Consider the following 26,747-nt stretch of genomic DNA (forward strand, 5'->3'; position numbering starts at 1 on the left):
TTCCTTTAATGCATATCATCTAGAATCTGAAATTAAAAGAATAATGAAGTAGGTATTATAGTGTGTTTGTTTTACCTACTTCATTATACAAAAGAAGTTGTTTTTCTTAACCTATTTCTTTAATTTGTTTTTGATTTTTTCTATATCTTTGTATCCTAATCACAATTCCAATAGTACGAATAACTACCATCGCAATTGTAAAAAATACAAAAGCAGGAGCTATAACATTAAAATCCAATTGATTCGATACCATGAAATCTACAAATTGTTTTGGATACCAGTCTGTCGCTACATAAGCTAATACGACACGCCATCCAAGTCCAATAATCCATAAACATAAATAAGGAATACCAGCAGTTACGTACGCCTTATTGTCAGAACCATATTCTACTTTCACTGTAAAAAGCATTAGCCTTCCCATGATCATGCCGACCATTGTCATGATTATGAGTGCGGTCATATTTGAACCTGAGGTAGGTATTTCCTCGAGGAATAAATAAACACTTATACCACAAAGAATAAATGGCAATACAGCCTTTGTGGTTGTAAATACTTTTCTTCCGATTTGTGTTAATAATACAATTGTTAAAAATGCACCAATCATTATCCAAGCTTGAGTATTCAAATTAAAACCTCCATAAAATATAAAATATTGTTTATTTGCTTACTTACTTACTTACTGGAGGATTGTAACATCCCTAATATTCTAGAACATCTATCTAAAAGATGATTTTTTTGAATACCCTCTATCTATAGATAGAGTTTTTTATGATTCTTTTGTGAAAAAGCCACTTGAATATATATAACTGGATATATGGGACGCATTGAAAAAACACTGTTTATCCTAGACTATATTTCTAGCGAAACTTTACGCCGGCGGATTCAAAGGGGGTTGAATAAAGGAGAAGCTATGAATGCATTAGCACGCGCATTTTTTTCAGGAAACACGGTGAACTTCGAGAACGGTCACTACAAGACCAATTACAGCGCACCAGTGCATTAAATCTAATTATCAATACAATCAGTATCTGGAATGCTGTGTATCTACCTCAAGCTATTGAACATATGAAGAAGGTTGGAAAACATCGAGAAGAGTTGCTTCCTCATATCTCACCTCTTGGTTGGGAGCATATTAATTTTCTAGGTGAGTACAACTTTACTTTCAGCAATTATCATTCGTTCCGGCCTTTAAGAACATAAAAAGACCTTGATTTCCTGCTTAGCGTAAGGAAATCAGGGTCTTATCTCTTTAAGTTTCTCTAAAAGTACCGAAAACGACCGTTTATGGTACTTTACTTATTTCTATCCAGATAGAGAAAAATACTATTCAAATTAAGTTTCAAAACTCATTACCAAAACAGAAGTTCCTAACATATTAGTCATGTACAATATGTTAGGAGCTTGATATTTTAAGTGTTTTTTGGATTTATGTCTTGATAAATCATTTAGTGGTAGTTGTGATAACTGTGACAATACTGCGTTTAAGAGTTCCGTTAAAGATTTCATCTTCCTAAGAGAATGTCGTCAATGTGGTATGAAGAAAATTATTTAGCCCTGTTAGGGCTTTTTTTATTGGCTATTATCTTCAAAAATGCCTTTTACTAAATAATATTATTATCTAATACATAAGTATTAAGGTTTGTTAAAATACATATTTTAATAAAGAAAAGACACCTAAGGTACCTTCCTCTGACTTGAACCACTTTAATTTTAATAACATCATTTTACAATCACATATATATCTTTAATCTTTCATATGATATTTTATCATTTTTTTCAGTTAAATGCATGAAACTGGTGAAAAATAGGTTACTTTTTGTAAATTCCTTTTCTCCATATCCATTCAATGGGACCATAGCGGAAATATTTACTCCAAATTTTGCTGAACATAATTTGCACAAAGACAATTAAAATCCCGAAGATACATAGTTGCCAGTAATATGCCTGTGAGACATCTTTAAAGTACAACGAAAGAATGACAAGAGTTAGTATACTTTGGCTAATGTAATTCGTTAAAGCATACTTGCCTACGTTCATAAAGGGTTGCAGCCGCTCTATATATTTTTTATTCTCACAAACCCTAAGTAGAGTACAAATATAGAATATAGCTAGCGTTTTCCCTCCAAATAGAATCCATAGTTTAATATCCTGAGAGTAATAGACATCCGTTTTTATAAAATAGTAGATAATAGGACAAGAGGGAAGACATGAAATGCATAACGAACTCCACTGGATAAATCTAATTTCCTTTATTAATTCCGGTACCCTTTTAAAAATATCTTTTTTACCAGCCCATAAACCGATTAAAAATATGCCTATATATTCCGGAATTCCTATTAGTAACTGTTGGAATTCCTCGGTCATTAAAAAGAACAGACGAGCTTTTACTTGATGTGAATAATGTGTAAATAGATTTACAGTGTGATTGGTAGTGTGACCAGTAAACATATATTGATAGTAACTTGGTACTGCAGAAATAGAAGAACCTGCTTGTAAAAATAAAATAGTATGTAGTGTATAGCTAACAAGTAGAGAGAAGCAGCCGACTATAAAAATAAGCTTTGTAGATCGCTTATAAAAGAACAATAGGATAAAACCAGCTAAAGCATATGCGTGTAGAATATCTCCATACCATAGAAAGATAAAGTGGAGTAAGCCAAAGAGTAGCAAAATACACAATCTACGGCTAAACAGCTTATACATTGAATATCCTTTTGCTTCCGCGTTTTTTATAAAGATATAAAATCCTACCCCAAATAAGAATGCAAAAATAGTATAGAACTTTGCTTGTATAAACAAATCTATAAAAAAACGAATACCTTTATCTGTACCGGAATAACCGGCCTGGTTAAAGGGATCTAGTCCCGTCATAGTAGGTAGATTAGCAAATAGGATACATAGTATGGCTATACCTCTTATTGCGTCTAAAGAATAAATACGGACGTTTTGTTGCATGTAAATTCTCCTTTCTTACAAAGAAAAACGAGCACTATATTAACTAGCGCTCGAATTACGTCTCGCAAAGAATCCGTCATATGTAGCAGCTGATACTGCACCTTCTAGTCGTTCAATTTTTTCCCCTCTGTTATAAGCTACAACAACTGGAGTACCAGGAATGTCGAACTCTTGAAAGGCACTTTGATTTTCTGGCATAGAGATATCAATACGATAGATGGTTCTATCATGCTTTTTTGACATACTATTGATATCTGGTGCTGCCTTTTTACAATAATGACAAGTTGGTTGATAGTAATACGCAATAAACTCTTCATGGGATTGTATTTTTTGCTTTAATTCTTCTTTTGAAATATCTTTAATATTTTCGGGTGATCCTTTTGTTTCTGCAGTTGACACAATTGTTTTGTTTGGTGTAATAGTCTCTGGATTAACAGATTCATTTTTAGTTAAAGTAAAGATCGTGATACTAATAACACATAAAGTTGTTATAACTGCTCCGATTTTGTAGATTTTTTTCATAGTAAATTCCTCCTTTAAATAAAAAAAAGGACAAACCTCGCCCGAGTTAACTGGGCGTAAGGTTTGTCCTTCACGCTACGTACAATAGAGTATAAACAATAGTAACAAATTTTCTAAATATAGTATAACATATAATTATTATAGAATGCTATACGAATTTTTGGCAATAAAACAAATAGTAAAAATCAGTATTAATCAAAATTTCACGTACCGTAGGAGTTATAAAAACGCAAAAAATAGTCCACAAGGGATTCTATGCTTTGTTATCACTGTTACTACATAATAGATAGGCAATCTTTCCGTTAGTTCTTCATGATCTCCCATACTAGGGGTACGGCAACGATTCTTTCTTTTTGGAGCCACTCACAAACGTAAAGCAAGAGAGAAGGTTATATGAATTGTCCTCCTCTCTTGCTTAGATTAACCAGTTACTTCAATTGAAATAGGTGATACAAGTATATCAAATTCAGTTAATTGTTGATAAAAAAAATAAGGGAGTTACAAAAAAATTTATCTTTGTGTAGGCTAAATATTAGGGATTTACAAATTGCTACAGTTTTCCGTATAATTCCTAATCTATATTGAGAGGATGATTTAGTATGGTTACTACAAAAATGATACCTAGACTAAAAGCTCTTCCAGACTTTATTGATGATTTTAATGGTGTATACGGGTTTATGAATAACATTTCTGATCTGATAGGCACAATTTTTGGAATTAATACTGGTGATTCATCTCTTGATGCTGTATTAGAGAATCAAGAGTTATTACAACAAATGATGGGTCAAATGAATACTATACAGAGCACATTGGATGACATTATGGAAAATCAAAGTATCTCCGAAGACGTACTACTACAGCTTCGAAGTTTAGCGGGTGAGCAATTGGAGCTCTCAAAGTCCATTAATACAGAACTTGTAAAAATTGAAGGTATTCTAAATACGTATTTACCTGCAATTAGCTCTATGGTAAATAAAGTATATAGTCAAACATCTATGATTAACCAAAAAGTAGATAAACTATTACAATTGATGGCATTTGCTTTGCAAGAACTTGATTACCTAAAAGATAATGTGGTACTGAATTCGAGTATTATAGAAATCACACCCCATGTTCAAAAGTTAGTTTATGTGAATAGCAAGTTTCTTGCTCTATCAAGAAATTATATGCAAGGAAAAGGAATGAGTATTGATAGAATGCAAGAACTTATTCAATGGGCAAAATCAATTGTTGATACAGATATGAATAGCTTTGAATTTTCAGTGGATACATTACACAGTGTTATAATGGGGGACAATCTATATAAAAAATCCGCGTTAGCAACCTTTGCCGATGTTTTATTGGATGATACTAGTCAATATGGAGATTTCGGTACACCAGTAGCAAAATTTTATACATTTTACTCATCGTTAGCAACGTTACAAATAAATGCTTATCTTTGTTTAACTTTTGCAAGAAAGGTTTTAGGGCTTACTCAAATTGAATATCAAATCACGATGCAAGAGCGCATTAGAAACCAAAATCAATTGTTTATAAACTTAATTGAAGATAAGAATGTTTCCTCCTATCTTGAAGTCAAAGGAATTGCTGATCAGCTACCGGTTGCAAAAGAGATAAAATCTTTTGACCTACAAGCTAAAGGTGGATATGCGTTTATCGGCTTAGAATTTATTTTAGATGGTGACGAATATAAAGCAAAAGCCTATCAAGCTAAGGTGGATAAGAACTTTTCAGTACATGCGGAAACAGTAGAAGAAATCATTAGCGATAATTTAATGGAAGTGTTCACATATTACTATTTGGACCCAGGAATGAAGTATGTTAAATTTCCTTTATCAGGAAAATTGACTGGTGCAACTAATACTTTAATTACTCGGATTGGCTTTGGTTGTAAAAATAATCAAAGCCAAGATCCTAAGGTATATGCCTATATAGATGCTGATTTTTCTCCGTATAATCCATACACTGGAGAGATAATGAAAGAGGGCACACAAACAATTTCATTAGATGGAAGCGAGGATACGGTTAACGCTTATGGGATATGGCCTATGGGTTTATTGGGTGATCTTTACATGGCACCTTTAAAATCTTTATTTTTAAGTGTGGATGCTGATAATGCTTCGTATGTTGATGCCACTGACGCAGTACTTAATTTTGGTGGTGAATCTTATCTTCCTACAATCTTATCTAAAGAATATGATGCTAACTTTATCATGTATTCTCACATCAAGAACACTGATCAAATGGATATGAATATGCTTATGAATGGAGATTTCGAAAAAGGGGTGGACAATTGGTCACTTATAGAACCTATGGATCTTGCAGAAGGAGAAGGTGTGAATGGTTCAAATGCTTTAAAAGGTCATCTAGGTGCAAGTAATGGTAAAGCTGCACAATCCGTCTACTTAGAACCAAATACAACATATAAACTAAAAGCATATGGGAAAGTAGATGCTGATGGCTCAAAAGGGGAAATTGGAATACAAGATATATACGGCCCCTTTTGGAAATATCAGGAGTTCTCATCATTACAATACACTCCAGTTGAATTAGAATTTAAAACAAGCGATGACACTTTAAATCTATGTATATATTATCAAAGTCGTAATGGTACTAGTTGGATAGATAACTTTGAATTGTTTGATCTCACATTAGAAAAAGGAAATCTAATAGCGAATCCGAGTTTTATATTCGGAGGGATTTCGCATTGGATAGCCGATGAGGGAGTAACTGTTGTAGAAGGGAAAGGGATGTTTAATTCGAATGCAGCACAAATTAAGGGAAAAGATCGAATTAGTCAGCAAGTATCAATGAAACCGAACACTCACTACCAATTGGAAGCATATGTGAAAGTAGACAATGCCAATACTACTGCGCAAATTGGATATGGACAAAACTATGTAACATGTAATTCAACTTCTTTCACACCAATCACTGTAAAATTTAGCACTGGTGATAGCCCTCTTAATACAGAAGATTCTGTGTACTGTGCAAATACTAGTAATCAGGGTACGGTTTGGGCAGATAACTTTGTATTACATGAGGCTCCTAATTTAATTGTAAATGGTGATTTTAAACAGTTAAATCCTGTTGCATCTTGGACACTCTCTCCCTCTGAAAATGGTGACATTTCAATAGTACCTAAAGGGATTGGTATATTAAATAAAGGTCAAATTAGTCAAAAAGTAAAATTAAAGTCGAATACAAAATATACATTGACAGCATATATAGCAGTATATGGTGGTGTTGCAAAGCTTGGATATGGAGATACTAATAAAACATGTACTTCAAAGGATTTTACACAAGTGAGTGTCGATTTTGTCACTAGTTCTAATCCTAATAACGATAGCGTATATTTGTCTAATGAAAATGACGGTAATTGTTCTGTTATTGGGAACAAATTTGAGTTATACGAATCGGATCAAATTTAAGATACATTTTCAAACAAAATTCCGTTGGCACGAATTAATATGTTTATTGTTATTTAACTAAAAATAAAAGAAAGTCAGGTATTCGCGCATTATAATACCTGACTTTCTTTTATAAAATAGTACGATTTTGGATTTATTTACTCAAATTTAGTGTTGATTTTGTGCATTAGTTTTTTCTCAATAACTAATATGAATAATTTTGGTAAAATATAGAGAGAGCAACCGCTCAACAGTAAAATGGTGATTCAAGTTAGCAAAAAAGTACTCATATGAGTACTTTTTTGCTTCATTTATGGTGATATAAAGGGTCACGTAATATACGTATTATTATTCCTGAGTGCTGAAAATGTTTAAAAGAGATTGTTTTACAATTTATAGAACGGTAAATGAAAATAATGGGGGAATATATAATGTCTATAGTAGAACAAACTTTTTATGATTTTTTAGGAGCATCAAATGAACCATTTTTGAAGGTTACATTTGTCGCATTTTGGGATAAAAATAATCCTGAAGAATATAAGAAGATAGAACCGATATTAAAAGAACTTTCTGAAGAGGTACAAGATATTACATTTACACAGATAAGTTTTGAAAGACAAGAGGAAATTGGAAAGGTTACATTGCTTAGAGATATGGATATCCGAACAGAAATGTATGGATCAAAATATATCTATAATAATGAACAGGATTTGAAAAATAATGATCCACTAATTCTTAGGATTTATTTAAATAGAAATATAATAAACGAAAAAATTGGTATTTGTTCTAAAGAAGAATTGTTGGAGTTTCTGGGTGAATCTCAAAGAAATAAACATGATATATTAGAACTAACAACTCAAAACTTTGAGGAAAAAGTAATCCAAGCAAAGGGTTCTGTTTTAGTAGCATTTATAGATAAAAATTTACCAGCGGTAGGCAAGGTTTTAGAGCCAATACTAGAAAAGTTATCGGAGGAAATACAAGGTGTCACATTTGCAAAATTTGAATTTAATCGCAATGACGCTGATGCTGATGATTTTCAAGAGAAATATGTATACTACACAGATGAATTTATGCTCTTCAGAAATGGAAATTATAAAGCTAGTCAAAGTTATTGTACGAAAGATGAAATACCTGAATTTCTTGAAAGAAATAGCTTAGACACCCTCCATGTTCTAATGGACATTAAATTTATTAATGAGGGAGACGAAAGCTTCAATGATGCAGGTATGCCAAGGCCTTATGGAGAGATTTATATAGAAAAAAATAATGAGCTGGGTATTTATGGAAATATATTAGTATGGCAAGAAAAATATAATAGGCACCACACATCAATACTTACTCATAGATTTAGAACCGTTATGGTATGTACAAATTCTGAAATAAACTCTTTAACTTTCTATGGTGATGTGAAAGAATACGATGAATACAGTGCCGATGATATTTTAGCTTATCCAGAAAATAAAGTATCTGGTTCTCCAAATCAAACCATTAAACTTCCAGGTGAAGATGATAAGAGTTATGTAACAATTACATATACGGTAAAAGAGGGAGTTTGGTGGTAAATTACAAATTTATAATGATAAGTAATTTTCTTATTGTTATTGATTTTCTATTTTCTATTTTCTATTGCAGAATCCTTTTGGGATACTTTTTTTCGTATCAAAAATCCAAAAATATAAATAGATAAGATCGGCGTTATCTCCTAAAGTTACATAAAAATTTTTAAAAATGAGTGTTTTGTAAGTGGCTCCAAATAAAAGGAATCGTTGCCGTACCCCGATTAGTGTTTATTGGAAATGCTAAACAAGGAGCAACAGAAGGGGAGTAATTTGCGAAAGAAGAAGTAATGCAATTTGCATTATATATGTGAGAAATCATCATTACATTAATGAAAAGGAGTGTACGAATTGGGATATTTCAACCCTGAATTAATGAAAAATAATCTAGACCAGGAAGAAGCAATACAAATTGTAAAAAACTATCTAAATAGATTAGCAGAAACATATGAAGATAAAGAGTATGCAGCAGAAGTTATTGAACGTATTTACAATGAGGATACTACTTGCGAGGACATTGACTTTATTTTAGAGTGTAAAATGCTAACATAGGTGTATTATTTCCAAAAAAGAGATCTCTATAATAATATTTTGCGTTAATACCATTTAAGAATCAAAAGAAGAAACGGGAAACATCGACTGGTTCGCAGGTGACATCGATAAAAATTGCCAAATATAAGTGGTGGTCAATGTATTCATCTAGAAACGTAAAAAAAAGACACTATAGAAAGTGTCTTTTTTACGTTGACATACTAGGGGTAACGCCACATGCCCATCAACTTAAGATTTTGAAATATCCCCAAGTGTAAAAAAACGTTATTTCTCAGTTACTTGATTTTCAAAAAAAAGACTATCTTCTTGCTTGTGCATAGGGATAGTCTTCTTAATTATTGATTAGTTGGAACAGCCTTTACAAACGGTGAGAATTTATTTTCATAGATACCTTAGCCTTTAAGATTATATAAGTCCAACGATTATTTTTGATTTTTAATAACTACTTCAGTCACGTCTAGCAATTTTCCCGGTTTAATATTATCCATAATAGACGTACCACCAGCATTTTAATGAAAATATACACTAAGCAAATTTCATATGTACATTCTTTTATGTTATCAACTACATCTTTCTAAAATAAGAGTTAATTCTTCATAGTTTGTTTGCATAACCCAATGCCCACCTCTTTGAATAGAATATACATCCCATTTTCTCTCCTTTGCTATTTCAGCTGATCTTTGAAAAATAGGAGCCATTGGCCAATTTGCAGGATGATCAAGAATTTCTATATATGTATGTGGGATCTCATTCATTATCGAATTATTCATTTCAATTGATTGTGTAAATGCTAATAGCGGCATAGCAACTTTTCTTTGATCTGACGCATTTCTTGGAACAATACGCCATCCATCTCCATGAACCTTTACTTCTTCTATAAAATGTGAAGACATTTCCGGACCAGAAATATCCATTACAGAATCTCCGTTATTTGGAATCATTGCATCAATATACACAATATTTTTAATGCATTCTGGAATAATATCTGCAACCCCGGTTATTACCATTCCAGCATAGCTATGCCCTACTAAAATAATTTCCTTTAATTTTTCATAGTGAATAACGTTCACAATATCTTGAATATATGTTTTTAATCCTACACCCGGATGTGCAAGATGCGCTCTTTCTCCAAGTCCCGTTAATGTAGGTGTATATACTTCATGTCCCTTTTTTCTCAGCTGTGTTGCAACTTCCCTCCAAACATATCCACCATCCCATGCACCGTGTACAAGTATAAATGTTGCCATAATATATCTCCCCTCTAATACATTTAACATTTTATATTTCTGAAATCCATTATAATATATTTTTACAAAATTAACCTTATATGTCCCTCAACTTAAGAGATTTTAATACCCTCAAATACAAAAAAGCGTTATTCTTTTTGTAAAAATATACAGAAAGGATGACGCTTTTTATGAGTCTTTCGATTCAAAGTGAATTACAATTATTTTCTGAAGAATTATATGAATATCTTACTCCTTCATTTTTAGAAAATCTTGCTAGAAAACTAGGTTTTGTACAACGAAAACGTAAATTTTCAGGGCATGATTTAGCTACTATATGTGTTTGGATCAGTCAACGAGTAGCGAGTGATTCTTTAGTGAGACTGTGTAGTCAACTTCATGCTGTTACAGGAACACTTTTGAGTCCAGAAGGACTCAATAAGCGTTTCAATAAAAAAGCTGTTTTCTTTTTAAAGCATATTTTCTCTGCACTATTAAAAAGTAAAATTTGTGAAACATCAGTGATTCCAAGCGCTTCAATCGCTTATTTTCAACGAATTCGTATTTTAGATGCAACGATTTTCCAGGTACCAAAACATTTAGCTAGTGTGTACCCTGGGTCAGGTGGTTGTGCCCAAACAGCGGGTATAAAAATTCAATTAGAATATGACTTACACAGTGGCCAGTTTTTAAATGTTCAAATTGAACCGGGAAAAAATAATGATAAAACCTTTGGAACAGAGTGTTTAGCGACATTACGTCCTGGGGATCTATGTATTCGGGACTTAGGCTATTATTCATTGGATGATTTAGATCAAATGGATCAACGTGGTGTGTATTATATATCACGGCTTAAATTAAACAATAGGGTATATATCAAAAATGAATTTCCCGAATACTTTCAAAATGGGACAATAAAAAAACAATCTCAGTACATCAAAATTGATCTAGAACACATTATGGTTACCTTAAAACCAGGGCAGTCCTATGAAATAAAAGAAGCTTATATTGGAAAGGATAAAAAGCTATTCACTCGATTGATTATGTATCGATTAACAGAAAAACAACTTCGTGAGCGTATGAAAAAACAAGTATATACGGAAAGTAAAAAAGGTATTACATATTCGAAAAAAAGCAAACGATTAGCTGGTATGAACCTATATGTTACCAATACACCTTGGGAAATTGTTCCGATGGAACAAATCCATGATTTTTACTCTCTCCGTTGGCAAATAGAGATTGTATTTAAAACATGGAAATCTCTATTTCAAATTCATCATTGGCAAAATATTAAACAAGAGCGATTAGAATGCCATGTTTATGGAAAACTCATTGCCATTTTTCTATGTTCTTCTACTATGTTTAAGATGCGACAATTAATTTTACAAAAGAAGAAACAAGAATGAAGTGAATATAAAGCAATTGGAATGATTCAAGATCATTTACACATTTTATATCGAACCATACAGCAAAACACCCGAGAAATAACAAAGATTTTAATCCGCCTGTTCCATCTTCTACAGAAGAATGGACGAAAATCTCACAGATATGAGAAGAAGACTGTCTTTGATATTATGGGTGTTGTCTATGAGTATAATGGATTGAGAAAACAAAAGAAAATTGCATAATTAAAAAAGTGAAACCCGTTAGGGTTTATTTGGTATGCGTATTTTTAAGAATATACTTCTATTTTAAGAATGCTTTAACCCGGCTGAACGAAAGTTCAGTTTGTTTACACTCTTAAGTTGATGGGCATGGGGTACCGCCAGCATTTTTCAAAATAACCCCTTCTATGCAAAAAAATAAAATAAGCTGCCCATGTGGACAGCTTATTTAGAAAGAATAACGTTTTTTTCACTTTGAGGGTAGTTAATATTCTTAGGTTGATGAGCATGTATATTAAAATTCTTAAAGAATATTATTAATTTTACTAGCAGGAAATTAACTTTTTTAAGATATGAAAATAAAAACTAATGTGCTTTTATGAGGTCTTTATTTTTATAGCATGCTTTCTATGTTCTATTGGACTTCTGTTAACACCCAAACTTCTCCTTTTTCGGACATACGTGCCCAATATACATAATTAAAAGTTTCCTTAGTCCATCATAGATTAGATTTAGTTCGTTCATTATATAGAGTGTATCCTTGTTTTCCATTCTTTGTTGCGGGATTTAATACCCATTCATCAGCTGCAGATTCTGTATCTAAGTAGGTATACCATTTATTGGGAGATAAATTTGATGTATTTACAGTGAAATATTGGTATCCAGAAGAATTAGATTCAAGCATTTCAATTTTGTATTTTCCAGAACTAGTTTGATGAAACTTTACAGGTGTTCCAGTTCCTAGTTTTACATAGTCCCAATTACTGAGGGTCCGTTTGAAACCAAGTGTCAATCCTAATTCACTTGAAACAATTGAATACTTTTTATTTGTGTCAATTTCTGCTGCTGATGCTGGAGAAGAAAAAGAAAATGCTGTGAACGCAATGCTTAAAGCTAAAATAAAGCTACATAATTTTTTCATTCCTTATCACTCCTTTTTTATTTAATAGACCTCAAAAATAAGATATCATGAGAATTTAATATTACCAATATCTAGGTAATGGAGAAATAATAATCAGATAATTCACCTGAAAAATAATTCATTATTATTCACTTTAGATGAAAGGATTCTTTTAAGATTAACTAGATAAAATTTATCTGAAGAAGATATAGAATTCTTTTTTTATAGTTTGATTTATTCCCTCCTTTTTGAGGGGATCGACAAAAATACTCATATTATATTTCGAATTGATTTTTGAAAGAAAAATAAATGAATAATCTATACATATGGAGTTAACATAACACTTCATTATCGGTAGCAATTATTTTGACAGAATCCGTGTGTTTACAAGGTTTCTTGTCTTTCTTTCTATGTATCTTTTATACATGATTTTATACATCGTTGATATAGCGAGGATTCTAGGGATCCCCGTTATTCTTTTTTTGCATAAAATCTTGTATATAGAAAAAAAGAGTTTGTAACAAGTGATACGTGAATTATTAGGAAAAAGGGTATATCATTGCTATAGCGAATATATTTTTGAGGTGAAACGCTATGAAGACGTTATATAGTCCCGGCGACGTGGCAGAGCAATTAGATTAGCAGTATATCCTATGAAAATATCAATATTTTTTTGAAAATTAACAATAGACGTCAAATTAGTTGATAGCCTTGATAGAAGAGTATTTTACAGTATCTAAGTGAGATAAATATAATGTTTTTTTAAATGAGTATTACAAATTACTGATATCCATATATAAGTTTTTTATTTTATAATTTATTTCATTTACATATGAAAAGACACCCTAAAGTGTCTTTTTTTGATTTGGAACATTTTATTTTTTAGATTCAGATAAGTGTTCATAATTTATCTAAATCTATATACAGTAAAAAGTACATTATTTGACGCAGAGCCTGTAATGGGACTAAGGCTAAATGGTGCAAGAGTTAATGGTGTTGCACTAATATTTTGAATTTGTATAGTGTCACCACTATTGAATGTTACTGTTCCAAACATAGTAATTACATTACCGGCAGTACTAGTTCCTATCTCAAAACCTTGAGCAATAGGATTATTATTAAAAACAATTTTAAATTCTGCAGGTATATTTGATGATGAAGCAATAGAAATACTACAGTATACTACATAGACACCTGGAATTGTGATAGTTACTATACCAGTTGGAATATCAAAATTTAAATTTGCAAATTGAGCAGTTGTAAAGTTATTAATTATTCCTCCAGATGGGATAATTACAGGGGTACTAGAGGCTTTATTTGCATTGAGACGTGAATCTGGAAATGTTGGACCTGTTGGACCTGTTGGGCCGTTTTCTCCTGGAGGACCTTGTAAACCAGGATTACCTTGAGGACCTGTTGGACCTTCTAGTCCTGGAGGACCTTGTAAACCAGGATTACCTGGAGGACCTGTTGGACCTTCTAATCCTGGAGGACCTTGTAAACCAGGATTACCTTGGGGGCCTGTTGGACCTTCTGGTCCTGGCTCCCCTTGGATTCCTTGAACTCCTTGAGGACCTGTTGGACCTTCTAATCCTGGAGGACCTTCTAATCCTGGAGGACCTTGAGGACCCGTTGGTCCTGTTGGTCCTGGAGGACCACCTGCTGGACCCGAAGGACCTGTTGGACCTGTTAGACCTGTTGGTCCTGGAGGACCACCTGCTGGACCTGAAGGACCTGTTGGGCCTGTTGGTCCTGGAGGACCACCTGCTGGACCCGAAGGGCCTGTTGGGCCTGTTGCACCGATTCCTGTCGGGCCAATTTCCCCTTGGATTCCTTGAGGACCTGTTGGTCCAGGATCTCCTGGTACCCCTTGAATTCCTTGTACGCCTTGAGGACCTGTTGGCCCAGGATCTCCAGGTTCACCTTGAATACCAGGAACGCCTTGAGGACCTGTTGGTCCAGGATCTCCAGGTTCACCTTGAATACCAGGAACGCCTTGAGGACCTGTTGGTCCAGGATCTCCAGGTTCACCTTGAATACCAGGAACGCCTTGAGGACCTGTTGGTCCAGGATCTCCAGGTTCACCTTGAATACCAGGAACGCCTTGAGGACCTGTTGGTCCAGGATCTCCAGGTTCACCTTGAATACCAGGAACGCCTTGAGGACCTGTTGGTCCAGGATCTCCAGGTTCACCTTGAATACCAGGAACGCCTTGAGGACCTGTTGGTCCAGGATCTCCAGGTTCACCTTGAATACCAGGAACGCCTTGAGGACCTGTTGGTCCAGGATCTCCAGGTTCACCTTGAATACCAGGAACGCCTTGAGGACCTGTTGGTCCAGGATCTCCAGGTTCACCTTGAATACCAGGAACGCCTTGAGGACCTGTTGGTCCAGGATCTCCAGGTTCACCTTGAATACCAGGAACGCCTTGAGGACCTGTTGGTCCAGGATCTCCAGGTTCACCTTGAATACCAGGAACGCCTTGAGGACCTGTTGGTCCAGGATCTCCAGGTTCACCTTGAATACCAGGAATGCCTTGAGGACCTGTTGGTCCTGTTATACCGATTCCGGTCCCCCCGGGGCCTGTAGGACCTGTTGGTCCTGTCCCTCCTGTTGGTCCTTCGCCTATAGGAGGGAATGCACATGGAAAAGGAATATGATTACACTTATTAAACTTATTAAACTTATTCATGTTTTCACCAACTTTTCAAATTAATTGCAATTAATTGAATGTAGACCTAATATGTTATGAAACATGTTTTTAAAAAGTGTATAGGATTATTCATTAGAGAGATTTTTATGTGGTTTTTTATATGTATTTTGGTTGATTTGATATATATATATCGTTTAAGGCTACGATATAGTATTTTTTTGGGAATTTTAAAAGACAGTTGAAAACTTTTCTTTAAATTTGAAAAAGAAGGTGTTACCTTTTAAAAAAGGAAAATACTATATAGCAAATGAAGAACACCTTAGAACAGAGGGAGGAAAAAACATGGCTCAAACTTATTGGGGATCTGAGGTAGCGAAGAACTTGGGGATTGGCTCAAGTACTTTACGTAAATATTGCCTTGGTCTGGAGGAAGTTGGGTATCATTTTGAGCGTGGCAATAATAATTCTAGAATTTTTTATCATAAAGATGTAGCAACTATAGAACGGCTGGTAACAGCTATGAACAAGAAGAACGTAACACTAGAACAGGCTATAAATTTAGCAATGACAAATGCTGAAGAAAATGAGATAGCAACTATTGCTACAGATAGCGTAGCATCTACAGAACACATAAAAACATTAACAGAACGTATAGAGAGATTAGAACAACTTAATTTAGAGTTAATTCAAAGATTGGATCAACAAAGTAAAATTTTAAAAGAAACTGATGCTCAAAGAATAATAAGAGAAGAACAAAGAGATATTCAATTAATGAATGTATTAAGAGAAATACAAGATAGTAAACGCCTAATAACAGCTTCAGAACAAAAGAAATCATTTTGGAGTCGTTTATTTGATAAATAAATTAGAATTTAATAAAAGGAACAAGATTCACCTTTTATATAAGGAGTGGATCTTTCTTGTTGTAAATAGGTGGTGTATTGAAATTTTAATTATGTAGATTTTTAATATATTTATATTAATATAAATATATTAAAATTTTTATAAAATAAGTAGATTATTTTTAAAAGGATATTTAGAACGACGCTTTACAAATTTGAAATATAATAAGATAAAATTAAAAGAAGCCCTTTTTATATAAGAAGGCTTCTTCCAGGGATATCAGTTATTTGTAATACTTATTAAATTTTATAGGATAATCTCATATTTTATTACTTTTTTAAAATTGAAACGGCTTTATTTAAAACCACTTTTTTTGTTCAAAGTATTCTTCTTTTTTTATATCGAATTAACGCTATGTGGGGTTTCACCCCAGACGATGAGCTACCACTCACACCCAAAAACAAGAAAGGCTTTTTAGTTACTATTTTTTTATTAAATCCGTTGTTGGTTCGGGATCTGTAGAAAGATTTTGTACTTTTTTTTATAAAGGGAAAGAGCCGAAAGGTTTTTGTTTATGTTCTATTAGATTGATTATTACATTGATGGAAGGTTATATTTTTTTTGCAGATACACTTTTTTGTCCAATAACATTGTTTATCAAAGCGAACACATTTCTTAACAAATTTGCACTTTTTTACGCGGATACGTTTTGTGATAAATTTGCATTGTTTTTCACGTACACGTTTAGTTACAAATGTCCATTTTTTTACACGTACACGCGTGCATCTTGATACAAACGTCCATTTCTTTACATGAGTGCATTTTGATACAAATGTCCATTTTTTTACACAAGTACATTTAGTTTTTGGACAATTACAGCTTTCTTTAGAAGAACAATCTTCCTCACAATTGAAATGACATGGATCTTGATGTAAAAATTCTTCCATTCCTGCACTTTTTAGTACTTCGACTGCTTTTCGAATATCACGTTTCATAAAGATCCGCTCTCTTTCTGTTTAGAATTTACATGAGTATGATATGAGAATAAAGTACTAATAGCGTAGGACAAGAGTGTATATTGTAAATAAATATTTATAATATGTATGTTATGAAAAGAGTGCAGAAATGTAAATAAATTAGTGGATAACCTTCTTTTGGGAATGTACAAAGAAATTAAATGTATTAAAAATAAAGAAAAAGATACCTATTTTTTTAAACGGGTATCTTTCAACAGGTTCAAAAGCAAAAACAGGTATATTATATGTATGTTTATAAGGCTAGTATAGTGAAAGGTTTAGTTATAAAATGGTAAGCGGACTTTCAGAGATCAGCGTTTTTTTGCTGATCTCTGAAAGGAGCATTAAGGAATTGACACGTGCAGCTGATTGTCCATCCTCTTGGCAGTTTTCCAAAACGATTCGTTTTGGGGACGCCAACCGGCGAGGAAGTCCCTCAAAGATTGAGGGGGTGGGGAGTTTGATAGATGGGGGCAAGGGAAATAGTTCCCCTTGTAGGGGTAGTGACAGGGTTCTTGCTATGAACCGCAAGGTAAACGAATAAAGAACTAAGATTAGTTACCAAAAACTATAATTTTTGTAATTTGTTCAATCTTTATTAGGGTGCTTGATTTAAATAGGTTAAGTTATTACCAAAAATCATTTTCAAAATGATTATCACAACCATTTTCCAAAAGTGCATTGTACACTTTTTCATTCTACTGTTATTTCAATTAAACCAGTAATCATTGTAATAAATGTAGATTTCCCGATACCAACAATCATAATGTCTTATTCTTTATTTAGAACTTACTTTGCGGTCTATGACAGCAACGCTGTCACTACCCCAATTAAGGGGATTCCTTTTTTATAGATATTCTTTAATTTTACGTACTGAATGTGGGAATGTTTAGACTGTAATAATTTATTCTTGAAATTAATAAGTTTAATTAGCTTTATTGTATGATGGGAGGTATGTGAGTGTTTAGAAAGTCTAGATCTTAATCTAAAGAAATCCTTTTACCGGTTATTTGGAATTCAGATAAATTAGAGTATGAAGAATTTAATTTATACGATAGTAATCGTAATAAAAGATATTTTGCTATACGTAATATCCCTTTTGATCAAGGAGTTACATCTGAAAATATTTGGCTTTTTGAGAAATTAAAAAATGAATTTAGTCAATATTTAAGGTGAAATGAATGTAAATTAATATTAAAAAAATTCACTTTCGAACTTCTTATTTAAAACAGACATAAAATAATGTGAAACTAATAAATGTATTGAAGTAAAAATGGTATTTCTTTTTCACAAAAAGCCTAGTAATTACTAGGCTTTTTGTATTTACCTTTTTTTAGTTTTTCATTAATTTGAAAAGTTGGTGAAAAAATGAACAAATTTAATAAATGTAATTACATTCCTTTTCCTTGTGTATTTCCTCCTGTAGATCAGGATTTTACAGGAGCTATAGAAGTTACAGGTCCTACAGGAGGAGCTGCTTTTTCTAATGAATTTGGACAATTTGCTACATCAGGGCAAATAACAATAGGAATAAATTCAATATTACCTCTTAATCTTATTAACACTAATAATACATTTGGTTTTAGTCTAGCTGGAGGACGAGTTACTGTTCAAAATCCAGGATTATATGCTATAGATACTGGAGTAACCCTAGATACTACTAGTAGTGCAATTTTTATTATCAGAGTAAATGGAGTAAGTACTACTTCTACAGCAAGATCTTCTATAGGCACTGTTGGTGGAATAGCAAGCAGTACTACTCTTATTAGGTTAAATAGTAATGATGTTGTTGATATATTTAGAAGTGGTGGGACAGGTATTGTATCAATATTTAATCCTATTGGTTTGCAAATAAGGAATTGATACATGCAGTGGATTCTACATTCTTTTGGTAGTTTCTCAAGGATTGAGGGGTTTTCGAGTTCGATTAGATGGGGTCAACTGGAAGAGTTCTCATTGTAAGTTTGACCAAAGTTCAGGGTCTATTATCTATGGTGTAGGTATGGATTGACTAAGCTGAAAGTAGTTGTAAAACTTTATTATACAGATAATATAGTAATTAAGGTTGTTCTAAGATAAGTAAATTATTTTTAAAGGGGTGTTTTTGTTTAGTATTAATCATATTTTTTCAATTCTAAATATCGAAGGGATACTATTTTGTAGTTTTATGTTGATTTCTTCAATTGTCACTATGTGTTGAGGATTTAGAGTTAAATACATCTTTTTTTCTGTTTCTAAATCTATTTGTGGAACTATAATGAATTTATTGTAAATTTCCCCATCTTTATTTATAAGTTCTTTTTCAAGTAAAATATTAGATTGAATTGGTATAATATATTCATTGCCATTGGATAATGTGATTTTAGAGTATTTAATCATTTCGATTACCTCCTTGTTCAATAAAATAATTGATTCGTAATCTAATATAAATATTTATATTAGATTGATTTCATTTTTAACACATATTATTTTTAAGCATATGTTGGTTATATTCGATAATAATATAATTTTGCTTTACAATTAGTCGTATACCTTATAAGAACATTAATACTTTTTTAAAAATCAACAATAGACGCCGAATGAGTTGATAGGTCTGATAGAAGACTATTTTACAATATTTATGTGAAGTAAATATAATGTCTTTTTAAATAAGTATTATAAATTACTGATATCCTTAGAGAAGTGGGTTTTTAGATTTCTTTGATCAAATTCAAGATTCAATTTAGTACTTATTTTTTTGAATAGATGTTTTCCAATCATGAAAAAACATTGGAAATTCAGAAATTAGATGTTGTTTTTTCCTATTTTTTTAGAAAGATTAGTTTTAAAGCTGGGTACTAAAAGAAAGACCCTCTTATTTATATAAGAAGGTCTTTTTTAAAGATATCAGTTATTTGTAATTTAGATAGTGGAGATGTTTTTCAATTAGTGAATTTAAAACCAACAATTTTACAACAAAATCTTATTAACTAACCTATTCTAAATATACTCAAACTAGCATTTCCAAATGTAGCAGGAAGACCACTTTGGTTAATGAAAGTTACCGTCGAATTTGCTGGGATATTAACAATTGCAAATGTCACAACTTGAGTTCCTGTTATTGGAAGTTGTGAAAATCCAATACCAGCTGAAGAACTAGTATTTGGTATGGTAGATCCATTTACAGCAAGGGCAATAGCTAGGGTAAGAGTTGCTGGTGCTTGTATAGTACATTTTGCAATTATATAGTAAGTTCCTGCTGTTAATACAGAAACACCTGGAGAAGCTAATGCCAATGAAGTACCATTAATAGTTATAGTAGAAAGCATAGGAATTGGAGTACCTGCTGTAGTTGTAATAGCTGGAGAACCATTTGATACAAAAATATTATCACCAGGTAACATAGGCCCCGTCGGTCCTTCTGGTCCTGGTTCTCCTTGAATACCTTGAACTCCTTGAGGCCCTGTCGGTCCTTCTGGTCCTGGTTCTCCTTGAATGCCTTGAACTCCTTGAGGCCCTGTCGGTCCTTCTGGTCCTGGTTCTCCTTGAATGCCTTGAACTCCTTGAGGTCCTGTCGGTCCTGTTACACCTATGCCAGTTCCACTAGGGCCAGTTGGGCCTGTAGGTCCTGTTGACCCAGTTCCACTAGGACCTGTTGGGCCTGTAGGTCCTGTTGACCCAGTTCCACTAGGACCTGTTGGGCCAGTTGGGCCTGGTGTGCCTTGTTCTGCAGGAGGAAAGGCACATGGGAAAGGAAAGTCATTACATTTATTAAACTTATTAGATTTACTCATGTTCTCACCAACTTTTTAAGTTAATTGCAATTAATTGAATGTATACCTAATATGTTATGAAACAAGTGTTAAATAGGTGTATAGTACTATTCATTAGAGGGATTTTTACGTGGGTTCTTATATGTATTTTGGTTGAATTGAAATATTTTAAAAATAATAAAAAGGATACTTACTTTTTTTAAAGGGTATCCTTCAACAGTTTCAAAAGCAACAACAGGCATATGTATGTTTATAAAGCTAGTTTAGGGGTACCGCCACATACCCATCAAGCTAAAATTTTATAGTACCCCCCAGAACGAAATTTTGTACTAACTTGTAACAAAATGCTCATTTTTTCGTTTTGAGGTATTTGCATTTCTTAGCTTGATGGTGATGGGGGGTACCCCATAAAGAGGTGTACCATATTTCTCAATGTACAATATTACTTAACATGGTAAAATTGTATTTGCGAGATACAAATTATTAAAATTAAGATGGTTTAAGTCAGAGGAAGACACCTTATGGTGTCTTTTCTTATTATAAAAACCCCCAAGCATTCATGCACTTGAGGGGTTATCGATTGAAAGGTAGGGCTGTCTGGAATTCCTTAAATTAAGAACAAAGTGGGATTACTCCTAAACCAATTAATAGAGCTGCAGCAAATGTTGGAATTGGTACAGGAATCTGGATACCTTCTACAACTAAGAAATATTGTCCACTCACTACTTTAAAACAAACTAATTCCATGGTTATTCCTCCCTTCTGTTAGGATTAATACATTATATTAAATAATCTTATTATTTATATAGTTAAATAATCTGTTTTTTTGAAGAAATATGTAATTTGTTAATAGTTGGAGGAAGACAAAGGTGTCTTTTCTTTATTTTCAAAAGGACCTGCTCATTTAATCCGTAAAAACATACAGTAAGGTGTATTCATTAACATACACTTACATGTGCGACCTCTATTTTTTCTCCTATTATTCAAAAAAGGGATTCATATGGGCTATGGTAGTAGTTACGACGGTTGGTTGATAAAGAGAGGCACTCTTGAGAGTGTCTTTTTTTGTTTCTAAACGGACCTGCTCATTTCGTTCGTAAAAACATACAGTAAGGTGAACCCATTAAAACAAAAATTGACCCATTATTGAGTCTCCTAATTAAAGGAGGAAAAAAGTATGAGCTACGGCGGATCTTGTGGCGACTTTGGTGGCGGATTTGCTTTACTGATCGTTCTATTCATCCTGTTAATCATTATCGGATGTAGTTGTTGGGGCGGCGGTGGAGGATTCGGTTACTAAGTAAAGTAGTTAAAAGAGGAAGGCACCTTTGAGTGTCTTTTCTTTATTTTTAAAAGGACCTGCTCAATTCACTCTTAAAAACATAAGGTAAAGAGAATCCATTGAAATACATGAGTGACCTCATTTTTTCGCCTCTTACTAAAAGGAGAGATTAATATGAGTTACGGTGGTAGCTGCGGTAGTTGCGGCGGCGGCGGTTTTGCTGGAGGCTTCGCTTTATTAGTTGTATTATTTATTTTATTAATCATCGTTGGAGCTTCTTGCTTCTGCTAAAAAACTATCGGAAAAGACACTCTTATATGAGTGTCTTTTCTTTATAAAATTTACATTAAATTAATTAAACTTTATAAAGAGATGTAGTAAAATATAAATTGGGTGGGAACCCAGATATATTTGTGCTGTAAGAAAAGTCTTATGTAGATTGAGTAGAGGAAGGCACCTTAGGGTGTCTTTTCTTTTATCCATTACGTACGCATTGATTTTTTATGTGCATTTGATATAATTACTGTATTAGTATTACAGTAATACAGTATGTATATAATAAAAGAAGAGATGCGCTAACATCTCTTCAAGTAACTGCTACCGCAAGGTGAGTGGTTGCGACTAAATACTACTTTTTAGATTTAGAAGACTTCCCACGCTTGCGAGGCTGACGGGTGGTCTTCTTCTTTTTGTTTTTAGAAGTAATCTGCTTAACTACGAAAACAACAAGTTCTCGTACAATTATCTTAATTACCTCTAACACTATTTGAAGAAATATATCCATTGGCTACACCTCCTTTCCTCATTAAATGAGAAAAGGACAATCGTAACCGCCCACCCTACAATATACAGTTGTTCTTATTCTATCATACTAGTACAATCTCACCAATATAAAAAAGACCACCATTACTGGCAGTCCTTTTTGGGTAGTTTTAGAGAACTTAATTTTACTATACTTATATTATAATTAACAAATAAAAATTTCTAGGAGGGGAAATTTTACATAACATGTGATTTTTTATACCATGCTTTGTTGATACATTTAACCTTCTTATGTGTTGAGGGTTTAAAATTATCCCTTGGTGTAGCCATATCGTTAGAACATCCTGCGATATTTAAACAAAATGTAGCCAATAAAAACAATGATATTAATTTATTCAAATAATCACTTCTAATTCTTTTTTATTTTCGAACCTTTAATTTAATTCTACATTAAATTAAAGGTTCGAAAATATTCTTATAATCATAAGTTGTTACATTAGGTTACAAGGACAAAACAAGCCCACCTATTTCCGTAGGCGGGCTATATCTTTATTACACAATACCAAATTATACTCTCATTTTTTCATATACTTTATGCAATTATACATATTCGTAAAAAAATACACCAAATGAATATTACATATAGTAAAATAAAAAATGTGGATACATTCTATAAAGCAGATTCTTTTGAAAGGCGTAACATATTGATCTCAAATCTCTTGATATTTAGTGAACTAACAATCTGGTGTATATAGACGATTCTGTTTTATAGGATGTGTTTACACGTATAACAAAGGGGTAATACGTGTATATTTATATAAAATTAAAGTGGTTCAAGTCGGAGGAAGGCACCTTAGGGTGTCTTTTTCTCTACCTTAAAACCTTTCTAAAAATGATATCAAAATGAAAATTAACTAATTTTAGTTATTACACAGATGTTATAATATTATCATCATTAGATATAGGAGTGAGAATATGAACCCTTTGTATACTAAAAACTGCGATTTAGTAGCCTGGTTAAATGATGATAAACGTCATATATTTGATATAAATATGAATTGGATAGCTTTTGTAAGTGGTAGTAATGTATTCTCTGCACAAGATGTTAAATGGCTAGGTCCTATCAAAAACATTACTTTGTTTGATACTAACGGTCAGGCAATTTTATGGAATCCAAATTCTCCTATTGGATCTATGAGTACACCGATAACACCATATAAACCTTACATTCCAAATAAACCATATAAGCCATATACGCCATATACACCACGTATCCCACATACTCCACGTACACCTATGAATGGATGGTCAACATTAACATTTAGTGAATGGGCCGATATTTAATATAATAAACCAACAAAAACCGTTTACCTTCAAAAGATACACGGTTTTTTCATATTCCAAAAATATTTTATGCTATTACCTAGCAAATCCTTGTTTACCACCATCTAGGGGTAGCACCACATCACCATCAAGCTAACAAATAAAAATACCCCCAAAATGAAAAAAAACTTTTGATATTTATGGTGGATTTATATAAACTGGAAATGTAAAAAGTTTTTGACAAAATTAGAGGTGATGTTCATAAAAATGGAGAACATAATTCGTATTTTACGTAAAGAGCAAAAGCTTTCCCAAGAAGATTTAGCTAAATTATGTCGTGTTTCAAGACAAACGATTAATGCGATTGAGAATAACAAATATGATCCTACATTGGAACTTGCTTTTAATTTAGCTAAATCCCTTGGTGTAACAGTTGATCAATTATTTATTAAATCTAGATAAGGAGAAGAAACAAATGAAAAATGGAATTAATATCTTATTTACTTGTTTTTACATTGTGATTATGGGTTTACTTGCTCTTGAATGGTATGAGAAGCAACAGCTCTCTATAACTTCGTTATTTGTAGCAACAATCATTTTGCAATCATTATTTATGAAGAGAATTTTGAAAGGGAAAAAAGAGAGTGAGAATTTTATTGATGAAATGTTTTTACATATCAGACAGAAAAGCTTATCAATTTGTTGTTTTGTAATGTATGTATTAACTTTATGTACTTTATTTTTATCAGAAGGAACATGGAATTTTAACCATATGCATAATAAACCGTTAATCTTTCTGGTTTTCTTATATCCTATCGTTTACCAAATAAGTAATATATTAGTTTCAAGAAACAACTCTTAATAGACTATTTAAAAGTAGAAAAAAACGCTATTCTTTCTGTAGAATCATAGGAAAGGATGGCGTTTTTTATGTCTGTTTCTGTGTCTGACGAATTACAACTATTTGCTCAAGAGATTCAAAGTTTTTTATCTCCAAATACCTTACGAGATCTTACTAAAGATGTTGGCTTAGTACAACGAACTAGTAAGTACCAAGCAAAAGATTTAGTAGCTTTATGTGTATGGTTTAGCCAAAATATAGCTATGACTTCTTTAACTCAGTTATCTAGCTGTTTAGAAGCATCAACAGAAGTACTCATCAGTCCTGAGGGACTGAATCAACGGTTTAATAAGGCGCCGTCCAACTTTTACAACACCTACTAGCCGAACTACTAAGCAAAAAATTGGTCGCATCTATGCCGATTTCTTCTCCATACACTTCTGTTTTCAAGCGTATTCGTATTTTAGATTCAACTGCATTTCAAATCCCGGATGCATTTTCATCGGTTTATCCAGGTGCAGGAGGATGCAGCCATACAGCTGGGATAAAAATTCAACTTGAGTATGATTTGTTAAGTGGACAGTTCCTACATATTCATACAGGTCCAGGTAAACAACATGATCGTACTTACGGCGCTCTGTGTGCCCCAACTGTGACAGCGAATGATTTATGTATCAAAAAAATCCTAACCCTGATTATTTTCAAGACGGAAAGAGTATATACAGATAGATATGGAGACGTTAATGAGTTCCCTTCAACCAGGACAAACATGTGAAATAGCTGATGCTTATGTAGGAATGATTGATAAAGTGCCAGCTCGTGTAATTGTTCACCGATTAACAAAACAACAGCAACAAAAACGATTACAAGATCAAGCTGTAAGAGAAAAAAAGAAAGGAATGAAGTATTCTCCTCGTAGTAAACGACTCAGTGGTATCAATGTATATATGACAAACACCCCTACAGATATTGTCCCGATGGGACAAGTACATGATTGGTACTCTTTGCGCTGGCAAATTGAAATTTTATTTAAAACGTGGAAATCATTCTTTCAAATTCATCAGTGTAAAAAGATAAAATCAGAAAGATGGGAGTGCCATTTGTATGGACAATTGTTTGCCATTCTACTCTGTTCTTCTATCATGTTTCAAATGCGACAATTACTTCTTATAAAAAAGAAACGAGAACTGAGTGAGTATAAGGCCATATATATGATTAAAGATTATTTTCTACTTCTTTTCCAAGCTATACAGAAAGACACCCAAGAGCTATCAAAGATTCTACTTCGCCTGTTCAATCTCCTACATCAAAACGGGCGAAAATCTCACAGATATGAGAAGAAAACAGTCTTTGATATTTTAGGTGTCGTTTACAATTGTACCATGTCTGATAATCAAGCGGCTTAATTCAAAAAATGAAACCCGTTAGGGTTTATTTCGTATGCAAATCTTTCAATCACCTACACTTTCCCTTTAGAAAAAAGAAATAACCTCTACTATAATTGACGTTGTATAAGCTTAGCTTGATAGCGATGTGGCGACACCCC

General features: G+C 32.9%; 19 protein-coding genes and 5 pseudogenes. 14 read left to right on the plus strand and 10 right to left on the minus strand.

Annotated features, from left to right (window positions below; translation table 11 throughout):
* Positions 1 to 106: 106 nt before the first annotated feature.
* Positions 107 to 625 carry a hypothetical protein gene (locus KZZ19_RS30330; RefSeq protein ID WP_237982879.1) on the minus strand — a complete coding sequence of 173 codons (519 nt, stop codon included), beginning with the start codon at positions 623 to 625 and terminating at the stop codon, positions 107 to 109.
* A 189-nt stretch (positions 626 to 814) separates the two neighbouring features.
* Here KZZ19_RS30330 and KZZ19_RS30335 point away from each other — a divergent pair.
* Together KZZ19_RS30335 and KZZ19_RS30340 are read left to right on the plus strand one after the other, a co-directional pair.
* A pseudogene (locus tag KZZ19_RS30335) lies at positions 815 to 1,200 on the plus strand (Tn3 family transposase); the annotation flags it as partial.
* 250 nt (positions 1,201 to 1,450) lie between these two features.
* Positions 1,451 to 1,552 (plus strand): annotated as a pseudogene (locus KZZ19_RS30340) (hypothetical protein); the annotation flags it as partial.
* 257 nt (positions 1,553 to 1,809) lie between these two features.
* On the opposite strand, the gene KZZ19_RS30345 reads toward KZZ19_RS30340, so the two are convergent.
* Positions 1,810 to 2,955: a DUF418 domain-containing protein gene (locus KZZ19_RS30345; RefSeq protein WP_348638078.1), complete on the minus strand. Its 1,146-nt coding sequence runs from the start codon at positions 2,953 to 2,955 to the stop codon at positions 1,810 to 1,812.
* 39 nt (positions 2,956 to 2,994) lie between these two features.
* Positions 2,995 to 3,477, minus strand: coding sequence for a thioredoxin family protein (locus KZZ19_RS30350; RefSeq protein WP_237982837.1), 483 nt, complete (start codon positions 3,475 to 3,477; stop codon positions 2,995 to 2,997).
* 599 nt (positions 3,478 to 4,076) lie between these two features.
* Between KZZ19_RS30350 and KZZ19_RS30355 the strand changes: the two genes are divergently transcribed.
* From KZZ19_RS30355 to KZZ19_RS30365, 3 genes are all read left to right on the plus strand, one after another.
* Positions 4,077 to 6,908, plus strand: a complete 2,832-nt coding sequence (locus tag KZZ19_RS30355) for a vegetative insecticidal protein Vip3A family protein (RefSeq protein WP_348638079.1) — start codon at positions 4,077 to 4,079, stop codon at positions 6,906 to 6,908.
* A gap of 410 nt (positions 6,909 to 7,318) precedes the next feature.
* Positions 7,319 to 8,452 (plus strand): thioredoxin family protein, encoded by a 1,134-nt coding sequence (locus KZZ19_RS30360; RefSeq protein ID WP_237982839.1) that lies wholly within the window; start codon positions 7,319 to 7,321, stop codon positions 8,450 to 8,452.
* A gap of 345 nt (positions 8,453 to 8,797) precedes the next feature.
* A complete protein-coding gene (locus KZZ19_RS30365) occupies positions 8,798 to 8,998 on the plus strand; it encodes a hypothetical protein (RefSeq protein WP_265413198.1) in 201 nt (66 codons plus the stop codon).
* Positions 8,999 to 9,558: 560 nt separating this feature from the next.
* On the opposite strand, the gene KZZ19_RS30370 is transcribed toward KZZ19_RS30365, so the two are convergent.
* Positions 9,559 to 10,245, minus strand: coding sequence for an alpha/beta hydrolase (locus tag KZZ19_RS30370; protein WP_237982841.1), 687 nt, complete (start codon positions 10,243 to 10,245; stop codon positions 9,559 to 9,561).
* 170 nt (positions 10,246 to 10,415) lie between these two features.
* Between KZZ19_RS30370 and KZZ19_RS30375 the strand changes: the two are divergent.
* Positions 10,416 to 11,852 (plus strand): annotated as a pseudogene (locus KZZ19_RS30375) (IS4 family transposase).
* A 475-nt stretch (positions 11,853 to 12,327) separates the two neighbouring features.
* On the opposite strand, the gene KZZ19_RS30380 reads toward KZZ19_RS30375, so the two are convergent.
* Together KZZ19_RS30380 and KZZ19_RS30385 are read right to left on the minus strand one after the other, a co-directional pair.
* A complete protein-coding gene (locus KZZ19_RS30380) occupies positions 12,328 to 12,750 on the minus strand; it encodes a hypothetical protein (protein WP_237982764.1) in 423 nt (140 codons plus the stop codon).
* A gap of 886 nt (positions 12,751 to 13,636) precedes the next feature.
* Positions 13,637 to 15,421, minus strand: coding sequence for a collagen-like protein (locus tag KZZ19_RS30385; RefSeq protein WP_348638080.1), 1,785 nt, complete (start codon positions 15,419 to 15,421; stop codon positions 13,637 to 13,639).
* A 303-nt stretch (positions 15,422 to 15,724) separates the two neighbouring features.
* On the opposite strand from KZZ19_RS30385, the gene KZZ19_RS30390 reads away from it, so the two are divergent.
* Positions 15,725 to 16,246: a DUF3967 domain-containing protein gene (locus KZZ19_RS30390; protein ID WP_237982763.1), complete on the plus strand. Its 522-nt coding sequence runs from the start codon at positions 15,725 to 15,727 to the stop codon at positions 16,244 to 16,246.
* Between the two features lie 596 nt (positions 16,247 to 16,842).
* On the opposite strand, the pseudogene KZZ19_RS30395 reads toward KZZ19_RS30390, so the two are convergent.
* A pseudogene (locus KZZ19_RS30395) lies at positions 16,843 to 17,220 on the minus strand (CotG/ExsB N-terminal domain-containing protein); the annotation flags it as partial.
* A gap of 1,389 nt (positions 17,221 to 18,609) precedes the next feature.
* Between KZZ19_RS30395 and KZZ19_RS30400 the strand changes: the two are divergent.
* Complete coding sequence (locus KZZ19_RS30400; protein WP_237982762.1) at positions 18,610 to 19,104, plus strand: hypothetical protein; 495 nt, start codon at positions 18,610 to 18,612, stop codon at positions 19,102 to 19,104.
* A gap of 255 nt (positions 19,105 to 19,359) precedes the next feature.
* Here KZZ19_RS30400 and KZZ19_RS30405 read toward each other — a convergent pair whose 3' ends face one another.
* The 3 genes from KZZ19_RS30405 to KZZ19_RS30415 form a co-directional block, all read right to left on the minus strand.
* A complete protein-coding gene (locus tag KZZ19_RS30405; RefSeq protein ID WP_237982761.1) occupies positions 19,360 to 19,620 on the minus strand; it encodes a hypothetical protein in 261 nt (86 codons plus the stop codon).
* A 590-nt stretch (positions 19,621 to 20,210) separates the two neighbouring features.
* Positions 20,211 to 21,014, minus strand: coding sequence for a hypothetical protein (locus KZZ19_RS30410; RefSeq protein WP_348638081.1), 804 nt, complete (start codon positions 21,012 to 21,014; stop codon positions 20,211 to 20,213).
* Between the two features lie 591 nt (positions 21,015 to 21,605).
* Positions 21,606 to 21,740, minus strand: a complete 135-nt coding sequence (locus tag KZZ19_RS30415) for a hypothetical protein (protein ID WP_255260113.1) — start codon at positions 21,738 to 21,740, stop codon at positions 21,606 to 21,608.
* Between the two features lie 430 nt (positions 21,741 to 22,170).
* Here KZZ19_RS30415 and KZZ19_RS30420 point away from each other — a divergent pair, with 430 nt between their 5' ends.
* From KZZ19_RS30420 to KZZ19_RS30445, 6 genes and pseudogenes are all read left to right on the plus strand, one after another.
* A complete protein-coding gene (locus KZZ19_RS30420; RefSeq protein WP_144489937.1) occupies positions 22,171 to 22,293 on the plus strand; it encodes a YjcZ family sporulation protein in 123 nt (40 codons plus the stop codon).
* 156 nt (positions 22,294 to 22,449) lie between these two features.
* The gene (locus KZZ19_RS30425; RefSeq protein WP_088096962.1) at positions 22,450 to 22,566 is read left to right on the plus strand and encodes a YjcZ family sporulation protein; all 117 of its coding nucleotides are present in this window, start codon (positions 22,450 to 22,452) and stop codon (positions 22,564 to 22,566) included.
* 1,446 nt (positions 22,567 to 24,012) lie between these two features.
* Positions 24,013 to 24,381 carry a 4-fold beta flower protein gene (locus tag KZZ19_RS30430; protein ID WP_237982759.1) on the plus strand — a complete coding sequence of 123 codons (369 nt, stop codon included), beginning with the start codon at positions 24,013 to 24,015 and terminating at the stop codon, positions 24,379 to 24,381.
* 246 nt (positions 24,382 to 24,627) lie between these two features.
* Entirely contained in the window at positions 24,628 to 24,822 is a 195-nt protein-coding gene (locus KZZ19_RS30435) for a helix-turn-helix transcriptional regulator (RefSeq protein WP_174887938.1), read from the plus strand.
* 13 nt (positions 24,823 to 24,835) lie between these two features.
* On the plus strand, positions 24,836 to 25,222 hold the full coding sequence (locus KZZ19_RS30440; protein ID WP_237982758.1) for a hypothetical protein: 387 nt from the start codon (positions 24,836 to 24,838) through the stop codon (positions 25,220 to 25,222).
* 68 nt (positions 25,223 to 25,290) lie between these two features.
* Positions 25,291 to 26,607: pseudogene (locus KZZ19_RS30445) on the plus strand (IS4 family transposase).
* Positions 26,608 to 26,747: the final 140 nt, after the last annotated feature.

Source organism: Bacillus thuringiensis, assembly GCF_022095615.2.
In the GTDB taxonomy this organism is placed as follows: Bacteria; Bacillota; Bacilli; order Bacillales; family Bacillaceae_G; genus Bacillus_A; species Bacillus_A cereus_AG.

Excerpts from the sequence above, each read along its gene's own strand:
- KZZ19_RS30430 (WP_237982759.1), top strand. The coding sequence starts at position 24,013 with ATGAACCCTTTGTATACTAAAAACTGCGATTTAGTAGCCTGGTTAAAT.
- KZZ19_RS30435 (WP_174887938.1), top strand. The coding sequence starts at position 24,628 with ATGGAGAACATAATTCGTATTTTACGTAAAGAGCAAAAGCTTTCCCAA.
- KZZ19_RS30405 (WP_237982761.1), bottom strand. The coding sequence starts at position 19,620 with ATGATTAAATACTCTAAAATCACATTATCCAATGGCAATGAATATATT.
- KZZ19_RS30400 (WP_237982762.1), top strand. The coding sequence starts at position 18,610 with ATGAACAAATTTAATAAATGTAATTACATTCCTTTTCCTTGTGTATTT.
- KZZ19_RS30425 (WP_088096962.1), top strand. The coding sequence starts at position 22,450 with ATGAGTTACGGTGGTAGCTGCGGTAGTTGCGGCGGCGGCGGTTTTGCT.
- KZZ19_RS30415 (WP_255260113.1), bottom strand. The coding sequence starts at position 21,740 with ATGGAATTAGTTTGTTTTAAAGTAGTGAGTGGACAATATTTCTTAGTT.
- KZZ19_RS30350 (WP_237982837.1), bottom strand. The coding sequence starts at position 3,477 with ATGAAAAAAATCTACAAAATCGGAGCAGTTATAACAACTTTATGTGTT.
- KZZ19_RS30380 (WP_237982764.1), bottom strand. The coding sequence starts at position 12,750 with ATGAAAAAATTATGTAGCTTTATTTTAGCTTTAAGCATTGCGTTCACA.
- KZZ19_RS30390 (WP_237982763.1), top strand. The coding sequence starts at position 15,725 with ATGGCTCAAACTTATTGGGGATCTGAGGTAGCGAAGAACTTGGGGATT.
- KZZ19_RS30420 (WP_144489937.1), top strand. The coding sequence starts at position 22,171 with ATGAGCTACGGCGGATCTTGTGGCGACTTTGGTGGCGGATTTGCTTTA.
- KZZ19_RS30385 (WP_348638080.1), bottom strand. The coding sequence starts at position 15,421 with ATGAATAAGTTTAATAAGTTTAATAAGTGTAATCATATTCCTTTTCCA.
- KZZ19_RS30370 (WP_237982841.1), bottom strand. The coding sequence starts at position 10,245 with ATGGCAACATTTATACTTGTACACGGTGCATGGGATGGTGGATATGTT.
- KZZ19_RS30410 (WP_348638081.1), bottom strand. The coding sequence starts at position 21,014 with ATGAGTAAATCTAATAAGTTTAATAAATGTAATGACTTTCCTTTCCCA.
- KZZ19_RS30440 (WP_237982758.1), top strand. The coding sequence starts at position 24,836 with ATGAAAAATGGAATTAATATCTTATTTACTTGTTTTTACATTGTGATT.
- KZZ19_RS30345 (WP_348638078.1), bottom strand. The coding sequence starts at position 2,955 with ATGCAACAAAACGTCCGTATTTATTCTTTAGACGCAATAAGAGGTATA.
- KZZ19_RS30355 (WP_348638079.1), top strand. The coding sequence starts at position 4,077 with ATGGTTACTACAAAAATGATACCTAGACTAAAAGCTCTTCCAGACTTT.
- KZZ19_RS30360 (WP_237982839.1), top strand. The coding sequence starts at position 7,319 with ATGTCTATAGTAGAACAAACTTTTTATGATTTTTTAGGAGCATCAAAT.